This window comes from Candidatus Brocadia sinica JPN1 (assembly GCF_000949635.1).
Taxonomy (GTDB): Bacteria; Planctomycetota; Brocadiia; order Brocadiales; family Brocadiaceae; genus Brocadia; species Brocadia sinica.
Window position 1 is genome coordinate 679021 of record NZ_BAFN01000001.1, and the last position, 16631, is coordinate 695651.

The window sequence follows — 16631 nt, forward strand, 5'->3', positions numbered from 1 at the left end:
ACGAATCCGCCAGAACCACCTCCTTTCACATTATACTACAATCTATCATTGAGTTTACCCACACCACTGCGTGTCTCTGTTTAAATTATCCGGCATTGTATGCTAGAGACAACCCATACTCTATTGCAAGCCATCAGTACCTACAAAAATTTATTGTAGTCGGAAAATGAGCAATATGTGTACCGCTTTGCCATTACAAAAAATATATACTGCAACCTTCAGCAAAAACAGACGTTAGGTAAATCATATCCAGCTAATTCATTTTGGGACAAAAGACTACAAATGGTCATTAAAAAATAGAGTTCCTTGGGGATGGCAGTTCTATCTTCTTGCCAGAAAAAGCGATAAAAAAATGACCATTTTTGGTCATGAAGTGTTATGTCATTGTCACGCTGTTATGACGATGATTTGTCAAATAATTGCAATTTTACCAGTCTATTGCGAAGTGTTGTTCTGGGTATGCCTAATATTTCTGCCATTTTGACCTGATTACCATTTGTTTTTTGATGTGCCCATTGAATAAGTTTTTTTTCAACTTCCGTAAGTGCGTCTTGCAAGCTTATCGCTTGCTTGTTATACAAATCCATTGACAATAAATCTTTGTGTACATCAACTTTTCTCAGGTATTCTGGAAGTGTTTCTAATGAAATACCTTTTGATTTAGAAAACGCAACGGCGTGTTCTACAACATTTTCAAGCTCTCTGACATTTCCTGGCCAATCATAGGCCAGCAGCACATTCATTGCCTCTTGTGAAACATCCGGCAAAGCGTCCTCATATTGGGATACAAACTTCTTCAAAAAATAATTGATTAAGAGGGGAATATCTTCCTTTCGTTCCCGTAACGGCGGAATACTAATTGGCACCACATTTAACCGGTAAAACAGGTCTTCTCTAAACCCCCCCTCTTTTACCCGTTCCAAAAGGTCTTTTTTTGTTGCGCAGATAATTCTCACATCAACGCTAAGGGTTTCTTCCCCTCCGACTCTTTCAAATGTCCTTTCTTGAAGCACACGTAAGAGTTTGACTTGCATATCCAATGGTATGTCGTCTACATCATCCAAAAAAATCGAACCTCCGTTTGCCAGCTCAAATCTTCCGCGTCTTGTCTTAATCGCACCTGTAAATGCCCCCTTCTCATGGCCAAAGAGTTCACTTTCCAGTATTTCTCTGTTTAATGCTGCACAACTCACCCTAATAAACGGACCCATTTTTCTACAACTGTGGTAATGAATGGCGCCCGCTATTTTTTCCTTTCCGGTTCCACTTTCTCCCCGTATAAGAATAGTCGCCTCTCTCCCCGAAACGCTCACAACAGTCTCAAGCACCTTTTTCATGGCTTCGCTATTTCCGACAATATTGCAAAACTCAAACTCAGCTTGTATTTCGCCTCTCAGACGATTTACTTCGGCAGCCGTATTTTTGAAATGCAACGCCCTTTGAAGTTTAATAATCAATTCATCGGTCGAAAACGGTTTCGCGACATAATCATACGCCCCCTCTTTGATTGCCAACACAGCGCTTTCAAGGGTCCCGTATGCCGTCATGATGACGACAATTATTTCCTGATCGTATTTTTTAATCTCTTTCAGAAAATCCATTCCGTTCATACCTGACAATCTCAGGTCTGTTACCACCACATCATATTCTTCAGATTTAACCATTTTTAAACCATCGAGAGCATTATCCACTGATTTCACATGATAACCTTCCTTCTTCAACTGGCTTTCCAAAGATATTCTCATGAGTTTTTCGTCATCCACTATTAGCACCTTACCATCCATATTACGCTCCTACATATTTTTATCAGGTCAAGACCGTTACTTTTCTCACTGGCAAGCAAACGTAAAATGTTGTCCCTTCGCCTGGTTTGCTCTTAACTACTATGTTTCCATTATGATCGTCTACAATTCTCTTGCTGATTGCAAGTCCCAATCCGCTTCCCATTTCCTTTGTTGTAAAAAACGGATTGAATATCTTATTGAGAATTTCCTCCGGAATCCCCGACCCGGTATCGGAAACAACAACCTGTATACTGGACGGTTGAAAGTCACAGTAACCAGTCTTAATTATCAAGCTCCCACCATTCTGCATGCTATCCAAAGCATTTACGATAATATTAATAATAACCTGTGAGATATTATCCGGGTCTCCATAGATTTCAGGTAAACCGGGAAACAAAATCTTCTCCAGCCGTATTCCAAGCTCTTTTATTCTATGATCCACAAACCGTAAGGAATTTTCTACGATCTCATTTAAACTATGGCTAGACATGTGTGTAGAGTACGGTCTGGAAAATGCCATCAACTGCTTTACAATAACCTCTATCCGTTTTAGCCCTTCTGACATCAGATCAAGAAACTCCAGATTTTGTGATATATTCCCCGGCTCTTTTTTCATCATTTTTACAAAATTCTGCAATCCTCCTAACGGGTTGTTCACTTCATGGGCAACACCCGCAGCCAATTCTCCCACAGCAGCCAAGCGTTCTGCCTGAATCAGTTGCAACTCCATTTTTTTCCTTTCTGTAATATCCCGGCAAATCCACTGAATCGTTTTCCTTTTACCATATTCAATCGCACTACCACTGATACTGGTAGGAGTGAGACGCCCATCTGCATGCTGATAATCAACATTATCTAGCATACCAGATCCTGTTTGATTTATTACCATCCACAACTGTCTTGTCTTTTCCCGATCATATTCGGGGACTATATCCCATATCTTTTTTTGTCGTAATTCATCTTTTAAATATCCCGAGAGCTCCTCGGCCTTTTTATTTGAATCAACAATCTGTGCCGAGTCTGCATCAAGAGTAAAAATAGCATCGTTAGCGAGATTGATAGATTCTCTATATTTTCCCTCAGATTCCCTCAGTTGGGCTGTCCGCTCACGAATCTTTTGCTCTAGTCCAGCATAAGACTCTTCCAATTTCTCAGCCATCTTATTAAACTCTGATGCAAGTATACCTACTTCATCTTCTGAGTTAATCGGAATGCGATGTCCGAGATTCCCCTTCCCAATCGCATTCGCCCCCTGAACCAACTGAAGAATGGGTTGTGTGATTCCGTGCGCCAGGATAAAAACGATAACAACAATAACGAATACACTTACAATCGCCAGGGTAATTACCTGATCTTTTAATTCCATAATAGGCTGAAAGGCCTCAGACGTATCCTGCTTCACAATCAATCCCCATTTCAACTGAGGTATATAACGAAAAGCCGAAAGGACTTCTAACCCCCGGTAATCCAAAGCCTTTATAATTCCTTCTTCCTCATCATCTAACATAAAAGACTCCGGCACAATTGTTTTCACAGGGATACTCATTTTTAATGCAGCATCCGTAAGATGTCGCGTATTATTGAGGAACAGTAACCGGTCCCCGTCGCGTCGCGCCAGTAAGGTCTCACCCGTTTCACCACTGCCAGGCCAGTCCTGCAGCAATGCTCCTATAGCATCATTTGTATTTACACGGATAAGAACAATACCATTGATAATCTCTGTTTCCTCCATGGTAATTGGATCCGTTCTTTTCATGATGCCGAAAAGGGTCATTCCTATCCGCTTTGTATATCCGGAATAGTGGACATCTTTCAAAGGTATTCCATTATTTACCAGCACATCAAGATAATACTTGTAATCCCCATCTATTACCCCTATGTTTGATTCCATAGTGGAAATTACGGTCTCGCCGTTCTCTACATCGAGGATAGCTATTTCATCACAATAGATCAACTTTTCCTTGAGTTTGCCTAAATACTCTGAAAGTCTTTTATAATAGACCTCGCCAATTTCCGATTCTTTCATCCTGTCAATAGTGTGAAATGCTTTTCTCAAGTAAAGCAGATTGGAAAACGATACCTCTAAAGATTTGTTTGTCGAAAGCACCCCAATATCAACCATCCTTTCCTGTAACCAGTTGCTGAGTTGTGCCTTTTTTAAATCCGCAATAGAGGTCAGCTTTTCAACCACTTTCTCGTTTAACGCTCTTTTTCCACGGTTATACGCCGTACTACTCACGATCAGGATAGGAAGTGTTGTCATGAGAATGAGATAGCAGATGAGTTTAACCTTGATACTCTTAAAAAACCCAACAAGACTTTTTGCCCACGTCCTATTTTTCATCATCTTCGGAATACAACTCCAAAATAAACCAACCTTTTATCCGGATCACAAACAGGCATGATTCGTCATGCAAAGAAACGTTCTTTTGTTGACTTATTATAGTATTTATTTTACCATGTTGCATTGTACCTTAAAAACCTTCTTTTTTGTAAGTTTTTACCGCACCTAACAAAATCTACACGAGCACATTCTTTACCAGAAGGGATTGAGGGAAATCAAAATTGGTTTTTTCATGCAACGATACTGTGCCATAACAATTGATAAAACTCCCGGAGAAAAACAATGCAAAAAAAGACTATCGCTTATCTGACCACGTTCATTTTTATTATAATTTCAGTTCTTACTCAACTCAAATCTGTACAGGCCCAGGAAGTTTCAAAAACCCCATGGCAAATGTTTCGAGGCAATCTCCAGCATACAGGACAAAGCGCTTACAAAGGAGCGCAAACGAATACCTTAAAATGGTCTTTTAAGATAGACACCCGTATTACGTCCTCTCCGTCCATCGCATCCGATGGCACTATCTATTTTGGTTCCATTGACGGCAGACTCTATGCCGTGAATCCGGACGGCAACGCAAAGTGGGCATTCCAGGTGGGTAATGAAATAACAGCCTCGCCTGCCATTGGAAATGATGGAACAATTTATATTGGTTCCCGGGACAAAAAGATGTATGCGATCACTTCCGAAGGCAAACTCAAATGGACGTATCAGGTCGGGGGCATTATCCTCTCCTCTGCTGCTGTTACCGATAACAGTCTCTATTTTGGTTCAGACGATAATACCCTCTATGCCATCACAACCGATGGCAAGCTAAACTGGAAATATACTGCTAACAGCAATATAACAGCATCACCTGCACTCGGAACTGATGGCACCGTCTATCTCTTCGAGGTAAGTGGAGCGCTCCATGCATTATCTCCTGATGGAACCGAAAAATGGGTAAAACGTGTTGGAACCGGTGTATACGATTCCTATTCTTCTCCGTCAATAGGTTCAGATGGCACTGTGTATTTGGGCACAGACAGCGGCAGATTGGTCGCCGTTAAACCGGACGGCAATGTAAAATGGTATGTCAATACGGGAAAGGCCGTCCATTGCACCCCTGCTATTACAGAGGATGGGACAATTGTCTTTGGCTCATATAATGGCTTTGTATACGCCGTCCTTCCAGAATGTAAACTCAAATGGAGTTTTAAGACCAACAATTGGGTGGAATCTTCACCTGCCATTGATGTGGAAGGAACCGTTTATATCGGTTCAAGTGACGGGAAACTTTACGCCATCAATGCTGATGGCACCCTGAAATGGTCATTTCAGACGAAAGGGGCTATTGAATCATCTCCGGCCATAGGGGCCGATGGAACCATCTATATCGGATCAAACGACAATCACCTGTACGCCATCGGTGGCACAATACAGACGGAATCTGTACCAATGTTTGAAAAATAACTTACCTTTATAGATAGCAGTTACGTTCCCAGACTGCCTGTAAATGCCTACATTAGGTTTAGTTAGACAGGTCTTATAGCTTCGGAAGATCTTTAAGGTAGTAATCCCCCCAAGAATTACATTTCTAAATAGATGAAATGTAGCGATGACTACATCCTATGACAGAATAATCATTCAAGGGACATTACCACCTTTTTGTTATGCCGATGGGATGACCTCTTTTTTGTACAAACACAAGATTCGTATCCTTGACTATAAATAACACTTTGCTCAACCACTGCGTGATGCAATCATTCACAATGATAAACAACTTGCCCATGATAATGGCCTTACCATCGAATTCCTATATTTTTCTCCTTTTCTGTTTTTAAAATATACATTCTGGAATTCCAGATAATTTTCAGCGGGATACCTTCTGTCTTTTTTGAGTATTTCCCTTTGTTTACCATTTGAGAAAAATTTGCACAAATAGGGGAGATTGGGTAAAAAAATTTGAAAAAATTTCGCTTCTGAACTGCCATCCTTTACCTGAATCGCTCTTTCAATATCTGCGTTGGATTTCCTCATGATAATTAATTTGATTTTGCCAGGTGATTTTTATAAGATTTTGGAATATTTTCGTGTTTATCTTAAAATTACAGTCCCGGTTCTTGCATTGGCTTTGAGGGTATGCATCTTAAATTCAATACACCATCGTTTCTGCTTACTGCCTTAGTGCAGGGGCATCTTTGTAAGGTACTGTCCTTCCTCCTGATAATTTCTGTTTGTCTTCCATGCTATATTACCTGGGCTGTTACTATGAAAGGAAATATCTACAAAACCTCGTCCAAAAAACACAGCGCAAGGAAGTGGATCAGAAATGGACAATCGAACTATAAACGGGGTAGATACGAACGGGCCGTCAGGGCATATAATAATTCCATTGCATGTTACCCAAAGTACTTTGATGCATGGGATGGGTTGGGAAATGCCCTATATTGCCTGGGAGATTATGATCTGGCCATTCAGGCTTATGACAAGGCGCTCGGCATCAATCCGGGCCGTAATGCTACCCGGGTGAATAAGGGGATTGCTTTCTATAAGAAAGGTAATTTTGCAGAAGCCTTAAAGTTATACGACGAGGTACTTGCTTCGGACCCAAAACTTGCAGCCGGCTGGTATAATAAAGGTATTGTCCTGATTGCGTTAGGGAGAAACCATGACGCAATGCAGACCTTTGAAAAGGCCATTGAAATCAATCCAAAGGAAGATTTGGCATGGCATGGGAAAGGCTATGTACTAATTCTGCTCGATCAATACAATGACGCCCTTAAACTCTTCAGTAATGCGGTTCAGATAAACCCAAACAGGGGATGGGCATGGAATAATATGGGGATTATCCTGAACAGCCTGGGTATGTATGATGATGCAGTCAAGGCCTTTGATAAGGCTATTGAAATTAACCCGAAGAGCGCAAGGGCGTGGCATAACAAAGCGAATAGTCTGTATAATATGGGAAAATATAACGAGTCTATGAGAACTTATAACAAAGCCATGGAACTGGACCCCCTCTTGTATGCAGGGATTAAAAAATAATTATTATTTGAAAAAAAACATCATGAAAACCATCTCAAAGAAAATATTTCAAACGATATCCGGTTGTGTGGTACTGGTTTTTTTCGCACTGGCGAACCTGCAGCAAATTGTCCTGGCTGCATGGTCCTTTACCGCACGGGAGAATACGGCCATCTGTACGGCGATTGGCCAGCAAAGTTCGTTACAAATAATTAGTGACGGCGCCGGTGGCGCCATTATTGCCTGGGAAGATGCGCGTGACAGCCATTTTGATATCTACGCCCAACGGATTGATGCCCATGGAAATGTCCTTTGGACAAAGGACGGCGTGCCTATTTGTGTTGCGGCAGAAAATCAGAATCGACCAAAGGTTATCGGTGACGGTGCGGGAGGGGCGATTATTGTCTGGCAGGATATGCGAAGTGGCATTGGCAATTGCGATATTTATGCCCAACGTATTAATGCAGACGGAAACCTTCAATGGACAATCAATGGTATACCCATATGTAACGAAATTAACGCACAGAACAGTCCATGCATTACAACTGATGGCACAGGAGGGGCGATTATTATCTGGCAGGATTTTCGTACCCACTATGCAGACCTCTATGCCCAGCGTATTAATCAAAGTGGGGAGATGCTATGGGCAAAAAATGGGGTGCTTGTTTGCGGAACTTCGGGTGCACAGGGCGCACCCATAGCAGTGAACGATGGAACGGGGGGCGCTATTGTTGCATGGCAAGATTTTCGGAGAAGTTATGCTGACATCTATGCACAACGAATCGATGGAGGTGGTAATGTATTATGGGAAAAAAGTGGGCTAGCAGTATGCACTGCGTTAGGGCACGAAAGTTTTCAGGTCATTGTTGGTAACGGCGCTGAAGGGGCAATCGTGGCATGGGTCGATACCCGTAATGGCAATAATGATATCTTTGCCCAGCAGGTGGATGGGAACGGAGTTGTTCACTGGCTGGATAACGGTATTCCGGTATGTACCGCTTCAGGCAATCAAAACTATCCGATGATTACCAGTGATGGAGCAGGTGGTGTCATCCTTGCCTGGTGGGATATGCGCAGCGGCGAATTCAATATCTATGCGCAACGAGTTGACCTTGCAGGCAACGCCCTGTGGGGAAAAGATGGTTTGACCGTATGTGCTGAATCAGGTATCCAAAATTATGTGTATATCACGGGAGACGGTGCAGGCGGTGCAATAATGGCGTGGGACGATAACCGTGGCGCTACGTTTGATTTGTATGCCCAGAGGATTGATCCAAAGGGAGTTTCGAAGTGGAGCAACAATGGTGTTGCTGTCTGTACAGCACCAGATACCCAATGTTTTCCTGTATTGATGAATGATGGGACGGGTGGGGCAATCATTGTCTGGCAGGATGGCCGTCACAAAGATAAGAGTTATTGGGATATTTATGCCCAAAAGATCAATGGACAGGGCTCTTTGGGAGAATAAAAAGGCGCTTTAGCAAAAATATATGACTGAACGATTAGATGGCTGGATGGTTACATGGTTTTTTGAGTATAGATATGATTGAAGGCTGATTCAATCTTACAGATTCAACTATATATATTTGAACGATGCTCTTAAGTTTTAAACTCGTACTGTGAAACGAAATCATGCCAAACGTTTCGGTTCAATCGAGGACGATTGAACCAGCAAAAGAAAAACCGTATAACCATCCAACCATCTTGCCATTAGCCATATTCTGATTTTATCTCTTTCGACTCTTTCGGATTAGGGATCGGGTTTTTTCCCGATTCGTACCCTTTAATTGCGGAGGGTCGATGGCTGCACGCTTGCAGTTAATTGATGCATCTGTCCGCTGTAACGGGTAAACATACCCTGAAGTTTTTGAAAAATTTCCCTGATAGTGGCGGTATTATTAAGATAAATACCCCAGGGGAACTGCCCATCCTCAAAAGATTCCGCGAAGGTTGGAATTACCTCATCCACCGTTCGATTTAACCGGTTATGCCGTAATGTCAAGGTTGGCACGCGTTCTTCAGCCCCGCCAACCATCTCCTCGGGGATAATCCCATTCCACTCCTTTGAAAAACCTTCCACGACATATGCCCTGCCACGCTTATCAAACAGTTGATACCATACATGGGCAAAGGCGACCGAGGTATCTTTGTCTACCACCCAGCCCCATACGATATCTCCGTCAATATTCAGGCCGGAAAGCTGGGAAAAGAACAGAAAGACAGAATCTTCGCAGTCGCCCTTTTTCCTTTGACGTGTTTCTATGGGTGTCTGCCAGTCATCTGTCTTTGGCGGTTCGGCCCGATAGTCAATATCAAAAGCTATTTCCTTATATGCCTCGTATATCTGTTCACCGTTATTGAAGGTATTGATACACCATTCTTTATACAGTGGGTTATCAGGAATGCTGCTTCCATCCGGAGCATAAGTCACAATCGGCTTTTCTGTCCAGATATCTTCAACTGGCTTATAACCCCTTCCGGCCAAAAACAGGTCGGCATAGGAAACATCAGCAAATGCTTTTCCACAGCATAAAGTTGCCAAAATTCCTGAGATTATGATTGCAAACAAAGATCTCATAATATTATCCTCCCTGTTTATAGAGTTGACTAAAATTAGTTTCTCTACAAAACCTGTTTTGGTTACGCAAAACATCCTTATTTACACGCACATAACCAAAGACGGCTTCGGATAACTACTGTTTAGTGTATTACTGTAAACACCAAGCTATTTTACGAGATATTACCTATGTTGTCAAATTAACGCATCAGAGCCGCTGAAGAATTCAAAAAGCCTTTGCTCAATAATATCGGTTAAACGTGATGAAACTTAAGAATATTTCAGATACTTACTCTACTTTTGGGAATGTTGCTTTAAATGAGGCATTCGACGGCTTTCCTAATGGAGAACGAAGGGTCTCTTTGCTCTACACCACATTTGCTTGTTCCCAAACTCTGTTTGGGAACACAATGATCTAGAAACTCTGTTTCATGTGAGTGTGGTATGCAAAATTCAGGTATGGGTTTCCTCGAAACAAAGTTTCTCAGCCAGATGCGTTCCCAAGCAGAGTTTGGGAACGAGTATCGTATTACTTGAGCGTGTTGCTAAAATGGAGATTCACTGTAAAGAAACAGGACGCCTGTAGCAAAACGAGACACCTGCATAAACTAAAATCGGTAACTCAATCCGACAAAAAACGTCCTCCCCGGCCTGGGAAAATCGTCCGGAATGGAAATAGGTCCTGGGTCACTATAGTCTTTATCAAGCAAGTTGAATACCGTACCCTGAACCTCCATGGTTTTAAAGAATTCTTTTGCAATAACAGAGAGATTAAGTAGTGCATAGGACGGTAAGTCATCTCTGGGGTCGCCTGCTTCCCTGGAACGTCTCCCGCTCACAAAGGTGCTCAGGTTGGTATTGATATACTTCCAGTAGTGGGCGTTCACACCAAAGTTGCCAAAGTGCTGTGCCACAAATGGCATGTCATCGCCATCGCCATCTTCCGGATTCTGGAAGGTATAATTCATAAATACGTAATTACCTTTTGTTATGTCTATCTTCGTCTCCGTTTCGATACCCTGTACGTGCGCATCTCCAAAGTTTTCATATCGTGTAGTACCCTGGGTGGTTGATAACGCACGAAGCACAATGAGGTCTTTGATATCATTATTGAAATAGTTAATACTGCTCGTAACGTGTTTATTAAACTGGTAATTTAAACCCACTTCATACGTTCTAATTCTTTCGGGATCTAAATCCTCATTTCCCTGAATAGAAGGTTTGATAAGGGTAAACATTTCTAAAAAATTTGGCGCACGAAACGCCTCCCCGTAAAGGACTTTTACCGATGCATTCTTCATAAATGCCCACGTCAGCCCAGCCCGGGGACTGGTTGTCTCGCCAAAATCATTGTAACGGTCATGCCTTACTCCTAATGTAAGGTTTAAGGTATCGGTAATATCCCATGTATCCTGTAAATAAAATGACAAAATCCTGCGGGTGTGGTCTTCAAAAAATGGATGTGTATCCGTAAAACTCTGCATGGAATCAAGGGGTTCCAGCGTTTCTGGATTATAGTTATATGAAGCGCTTTTAGGGACTTGGTTGATTAATCGGTATTCCATACCCAGAGTAAAAATATTTCCATCGAATAATCTATAATCGAAGGGGAGTTCTGTACCAACTATTCTTTCAATCACTTTAAGACGTTGAGTAATCCCATCTGGATAGGTTGTAAAAGTGTCAATTACACCGTCTCCATCTGTATCAAAAGGTAAGGTTGTACCATCTGGTAGTGCCTTAATATAATTATCCGCATCAAATTGGTCATAATAAACCCTAGGTCTTATTGTAAAGCTCTCATCGAATGTTTTCTTGTATCCAACCTCACCAAAAACATAATCAATTTCAAAAAAAGATACGTCAGTTAAGGCATATTGAGGTCCAATAAAAGTATCAGCCCTTTTATTTGTGTACCATCCATTAAAATAGAAATCATCGTATGTGGCTTTCAATTCCATGTCATATTCCTGCCTATCGTCATGTATTCTTCCTGGCGCCAATGACGCGGGAGGGAAACCCAAAGAGGACAGTGCGTTATCCATTAATGTTTGCGTATCACTTTCAATAATTCCATCAAAACCGTTAGTTTGTCTGTATCTGGCCATGCCGGAAATTCCAAGTTTTCCAAAGGTCTTACCAAACGTGATATTTTCATCATAGGTGTCGAAGTTTCCGTAACCACTGCTTACCTTTACCCCGTCGATATCCTTTGCGTCAAACGTAATAATATTAACAACCGCTAAAAACGCATTTTCACCATACACGGCAGAACCCGGTCCCCGGATAATCTCTATCCTTTTTATATTTTCTACGGGGAAATCATCAAACGTTTCAAATATGCCTCCCCTTGCCGGGTTCATCGTAAAATGCCCGTTCACCATTACCCTTACCCTGTTTTCGCATTGAACACCCCGTACCACAGGAAGAGATATTCCCAAATCTCCTCTTTTTAAAATTTCAAATCCTGGTACCGTCCTCAGAATTTCTATAAAGGTGCGGTATCCTAAATTTTTAATCTCTTCGGCTGTAATTACAGTAACAATGCTTGGCGCTTTGCTGAGAGGGGTCTCCTGACGTGTGGCAAGGGCTGTCGTCTGATCGCACGCCAGCCAGAGACATTCTGTTGCGAATTCCTCCTTAAGAACAGCGCCGGTATAAGAAGCGTCTTTCTCATTATTGGAATGGCTTTCAGTTATGTGGGTTGCTTCTGTGCCTTCGGCGAGGATCGTAAACGAATAGAAAGGAATGCAGCTAAACAAAATACTGGAGTATACAAAGGGTAGGAATAATAAATCTCTTTTGTTTTGGGGCGGTTTAACCAAACAACAGTTCCTAAAGATTTATCGTTGATTTGCCACAGCGCATGCCGTGACAACGCTAACTCTAAGTAGCGGAACTATGTATTTTGTACAGTGTGCTACTTTTACTCTGTTTTCGTGATAAATGCGATTCAGATGATCATGGATTTTCCTGGTATGGTAAAAACCCTTTTTTTGTTTGATTGCTCAGGCTTTGCCCTTATCGAAACGTTTTTCTGTTATACGAAAAGTCAATAATGAAATTTTGGGTTTTAAGAACTTTAGGCTTTATAGCAAACCAAATATCTGATGTCAACTAATAATTTAATAAAACTAACGAATTACACGCCAAGAGTCTTGAGGTTGAACGTCTGCACTTCAAGGACATTTACCCTGTGGAAGAGGTCAAGAAGCGCCTCAACAACAAAGAATGCGTCTATCTTGTTGGTAAGGAGGATGGGCAGGTCGTGGGTTTTGTGTTTGCCTGGGTGTCGGAGGGTGGGGAGAATTTACACTGGATGGGTTTGGCGCCGGGATACAGGAAAAAGGGATACGGAGAAAAACTCCTGATGGAGACAATAAAGCGCTTCATGGAAAAAGGCTGCCATGAGGCAAAGCTGTTTACCTATCCTTCCGCAAAGGAGGCATATCACTTTTTCAAAAGTACGGGTTTAAAATTGAGAGGGTTACTTAAATTAGACCTATGGCCATTTTTCTGGTCAATTATGCTTTTGCTTCTGACTGTTTTCTCAACGAAAGGGAAATTCTTCTCCTCTTGAGATCCACATCCAGTACGGTAACATTCACTTTTTGATGAACCTTAACCACATCATTGGGATTTTTTATAAAGCGGTCAGAAAGTTGGCTTATATGTACCAGTCCGTCCTGATGAACCCCAATATCAACAAAGGCGCCGAATGCAGTGATGTTAGTTACGACCCCGGGGAGTTTCATACCGGGCATAACATCCTCGATCTTTTCGATCCCTTTTGTAAAACTAAACGGCTCAAACTTTTCCCGCGGGTCACGACCGGGTTTTGCTAATTCTTTCATGATATCCTGCAATGTCGGTAAACCTACTGAGTCTTTTACATATCTTGAAAGGTCTATTCTGTTCCGATGATTCTCGTCTCTCATCAAATCGACTACCGAGCAGTTTGTCTCTCTTGCCATGGCATCTACAATATGATAACTTTCAGGATGGACAGCGCTCCGGTCGAGAGGGTTTTCTCCATCACTGATGCGAAGAAAACCTGCTGCCTGCTCAAATGCCCTTGCCCCCAATTTATTTACCTTTTTCAGCTCCTCCCTGGACCGAAAGGGGCCATGTTCGTTTCGGTACTCAACGATGTTTTTGGCAAGTTGGGGTCCCAGGCCGGAGACATACATGAGCAGTTGTTTGCTGGCGGTATTGACCTCGACTCCAACAAGATTTACACAACTGATAACTATGTCATCCAGACTGCGCTTCAGTATTCCCTGATCCACGTCGTGCTGGTATTGTCCCACACCAATGGATTTAGGATCTATCTTTACCAGCTCTGCCAGGGGGTCCATAAGCCTTCTCCCGATAGATACTGCCCCCCGTACCGTTACATCCTGGTCAGGAAATTCTTCGCGGGCAACGTCTGAAGCGGAATAGACGGATGCTCCACTTTCATTCACCATCACAATCTGAATCTTTCCCGGGAGGTCGAGTTTTCTCATAAACGACTCGGTTTCCCTTCCTGCGGTACCGTTTCCTATTGCAATGATCTCTACCTCGAATCTTTTACAGAGATTTAGAATCTTTGCAGCAGCTTCAGATGCGCCTGCCTCAGACTGATGAGGATATACGGTGTCCGTATGGATCAGTTTTCCCTGTCTGTCCATACATACCACCTTACATCCCGTACGAAATCCGGGATCGATGGCAAGGACGTTTTTTTGTCCCAGTGGTGGAGCAAGCAAAAGCTGCCGAAGATTTTCAGCGAAGACTTTAATTGCCCCTTCATCCGCCCTTTTCTTTGTATCTAAACGTATCTCTGTTTCCATTGATATTGACAGGAGTCTTTTGTAGCAATCGTGCACTGCCATCTTGACTTGCAGGGAAGCAGCCCCGTTTCCTTTCACAAACAATGATTCAAGTATGGCGAGGGCATCTTCTTCAGGAGGAGTTACCCGCAGTCCCAAAAATCCCTCCTTTTCCCCGCGCCTCATCGCTAAAATTCTGTGGGATGGGGCCGTCGAAACGGGCTCTTCCCAATCGAAATAATCCTTGTACTTAATCCCGTCCTCTTCCTTACCGGTAATTACCTTCGTCCTGAAGACACCTTTTGTCAGAAAAAGTTCACGGATTTTTGCCCGGGCATTTTGATCTTCATTAACCCATTCGGCAATAATATCCCGCGCCCCTCCAAGTGCATCCTCACCGGAATTAACCCCCTTCTCCGCATCCACGTAGGCCTCTGCTACTGCAAACGGATCGGTATCATCCTGTGTGAAGATGCGCTGAGCCAGTGGTTCTAACCCCTTTTCTCTGGCAATAATTGCCCTGGTACGGCGTTTGGGACGATACGGCAGATATATATCCTCCAGTACCGTCATAGTCTCTGCTATAAGGATTTTTCCCTTGAGTTCGTCTGTGAGTTGCCCCCTCTCCTCTAAAGACTTAAGAATAGCTTCGCGCCGTTTATCCAGTTCCCTGAGCTGGTCGAGACGGTCACGAATTGTCATAATGGCGATTTCATCCAGAGAACCAGTGGCTTCCTTTCTGTAGCGTGCAATAAAAGGAACTGTAGCGCCTTCCTCAAGGAGTAGGGCGGTACCCTGTACTTGCTTTGTTGTCAGATTGAGTTCTTTGGTAATCTGAGAAATGTATTCATTATTCATAATAATCCTTTCCTTATGCTGCGCCAACGTACTTTCATTGAATCATTGAAGATGATAATACAGATTTTCCCTAAATCGCTTCAACGATCCTTTTGTTTCCCTGTCATTTCCTTTCATCTTGTATGAGAAAGTGTATCATGGCACACTTGTGTGACGTCACACTTCTGTAACATGACACAGTTTTACATAGCCATCTATACAATCACATTTTTATCTTTTTGTATTCATCCATCGTCACAATTGTAATAAAGAGCAGGTTTTATAACAAAACAATTCTTTGATATTTTCCCTCCATATTTTCTGGCATCTACCTTGCGCATCCGAAACGAACCAATCAAATTTCATAATATATTGACAAAATGAAAATGCATGAATGAAGTGAAAAAATTTGATCTGACGACACGGTTAAAAAATGTACCTCTGTTTAGTCCTTTTAGTGATAAACAGTTGGACATGCTTTCTAAAGTTGGGATAATCAAGAGTCTCAGGAAGGATTGTACAATTGTATATCAGAACGGACCCGGAGATTCATTTTACATTGTTTTATCCGGTCGTGTAAAAGTAACCATCTTAAATGAAAACGGTAAAGAAATCGTCCTTTCCATTTTACAAGCAGGCGATTTTTTCGGCGAGTTATCCCTCCTGGACAATGCACCTCGATCAGCAAGCGTAATTGCCGTAGAAGACACCTCGTTGTTTTTACTTACCCGGAACCGATTTTGTCAATTGATAACGGACCACACTGATATAGTAAAAATAATCCTCAGGGAAATTTGCATCCGTTTAAGGAACGCCAACGGAAAAATTGAAAGTTTTGCCTTTTTAGATGTTTATGGAAGAACGATCAGGGTGCTTCAACAACTGGCCCATAATCAGGGAATAAAGACAGGCAATAGCATAACGATTCTAAACGCCCCCAGTCATCAAGAGCTTTCCTCTATGGTTGGCACATCGCGAGAGACGATTACAAGAATTATCAAGATATTAAAGAAAAACAAAACCCTTATTTCTTATAAGGGAAGAAAAATTGTTCTGAGTGGAATTACGTAATGTAATTTGGCTAATCTGTCTTTTACGATTTTAAAAATATTTTTTAAAATTGTGATATACATCACATACAGCATTGAAAGAATTTCATATCATGTTGTCCAAATGAAACGGAGAAGTAATGTCTTTGTCAATTTTACCTTAAGAGAAAGGATGGACACATGAGCGCTTTTTTTGTTTTTATAATAATCAGTACCCTGATTTCTTTGGTAATGGTAATA

The 16631-nt window shown here is 42.1% G+C and carries 10 protein-coding genes; 5 read left to right on the forward strand and 5 right to left on the reverse strand.

Annotated features, from left to right (window positions below; genetic code table 11):
- Positions 1 to 395 precede the first annotated feature (395 nt).
- Both BROSI_RS03095 and BROSI_RS03100 read right to left on the reverse strand, forming a co-directional pair.
- Positions 396 to 1784: a sigma-54-dependent transcriptional regulator gene (locus tag BROSI_RS03095; RefSeq protein WP_052562269.1), complete on the reverse strand. Its 1389-nt coding sequence runs from the start codon at positions 1782 to 1784 to the stop codon at positions 396 to 398.
- A gap of 22 nt (positions 1785 to 1806) precedes the next feature.
- Positions 1807 to 4131, reverse strand: a complete 2325-nt coding sequence (locus tag BROSI_RS03100; protein ID WP_052562272.1) for an ATP-binding protein — start codon at positions 4129 to 4131, stop codon at positions 1807 to 1809.
- Positions 4132 to 4410: 279 nt separating this feature from the next.
- Here BROSI_RS03100 and BROSI_RS03105 point away from each other — a divergent pair, with 279 nt between their 5' ends.
- From BROSI_RS03105 to BROSI_RS03120, 3 genes are all read left to right on the forward strand, one after another.
- The gene (locus tag BROSI_RS03105) at positions 4411 to 5580 is read left to right on the forward strand and encodes an outer membrane protein assembly factor BamB family protein (protein ID WP_052562274.1); all 1170 of its coding nucleotides are present in this window, start codon (positions 4411 to 4413) and stop codon (positions 5578 to 5580) included.
- Positions 5581 to 6249: 669 nt separating this feature from the next.
- The gene (locus tag BROSI_RS03115) at positions 6250 to 7155 is read left to right on the forward strand and encodes a tetratricopeptide repeat protein (RefSeq protein WP_052562278.1); all 906 of its coding nucleotides are present in this window, start codon (positions 6250 to 6252) and stop codon (positions 7153 to 7155) included.
- A gap of 22 nt (positions 7156 to 7177) precedes the next feature.
- On the forward strand, positions 7178 to 8602 hold the full coding sequence (locus tag BROSI_RS03120; RefSeq protein ID WP_157842346.1) for a TolB-like translocation protein: 1425 nt from the start codon (positions 7178 to 7180) through the stop codon (positions 8600 to 8602).
- 315 nt (positions 8603 to 8917) lie between these two features.
- Here the strand turns inward: BROSI_RS03120 and BROSI_RS03125 are convergent, their stop codons facing one another.
- Both BROSI_RS03125 and BROSI_RS03130 read right to left on the reverse strand, forming a co-directional pair.
- Positions 8918 to 9712, reverse strand: coding sequence for a transglutaminase-like domain-containing protein (locus tag BROSI_RS03125; RefSeq protein WP_052562283.1), 795 nt, complete (start codon positions 9710 to 9712; stop codon positions 8918 to 8920).
- 587 nt (positions 9713 to 10299) lie between these two features.
- Positions 10300 to 12516, reverse strand: a complete 2217-nt coding sequence (locus BROSI_RS03130; RefSeq protein ID WP_052562285.1) for a TonB-dependent receptor plug domain-containing protein — start codon at positions 12514 to 12516, stop codon at positions 10300 to 10302.
- A 362-nt stretch (positions 12517 to 12878) separates the two neighbouring features.
- Between BROSI_RS03130 and BROSI_RS03135 the strand changes: the two genes are divergently transcribed.
- Positions 12879 to 13271 (forward strand): GNAT family N-acetyltransferase, encoded by a 393-nt coding sequence (locus BROSI_RS03135; protein ID WP_261338884.1) that lies wholly within the window; start codon positions 12879 to 12881, stop codon positions 13269 to 13271.
- Here BROSI_RS03135 and BROSI_RS03140 read toward each other — a convergent pair.
- Positions 13216 to 15363, reverse strand: a complete 2148-nt coding sequence (locus BROSI_RS03140; protein WP_052562289.1) for a Tex family protein — start codon at positions 15361 to 15363, stop codon at positions 13216 to 13218. The two genes, BROSI_RS03135 and BROSI_RS03140, sit on opposite strands and share 56 nt — an antisense overlap.
- 369 nt (positions 15364 to 15732) lie before the next feature.
- On the opposite strand from BROSI_RS03140, the gene BROSI_RS03145 reads away from it, so the two are divergent.
- On the forward strand, positions 15733 to 16413 hold the full coding sequence (locus BROSI_RS03145) for a Crp/Fnr family transcriptional regulator (protein WP_052562290.1): 681 nt from the start codon (positions 15733 to 15735) through the stop codon (positions 16411 to 16413).
- The last annotated feature ends 218 nt before the right edge of the window (positions 16414 to 16631 follow it).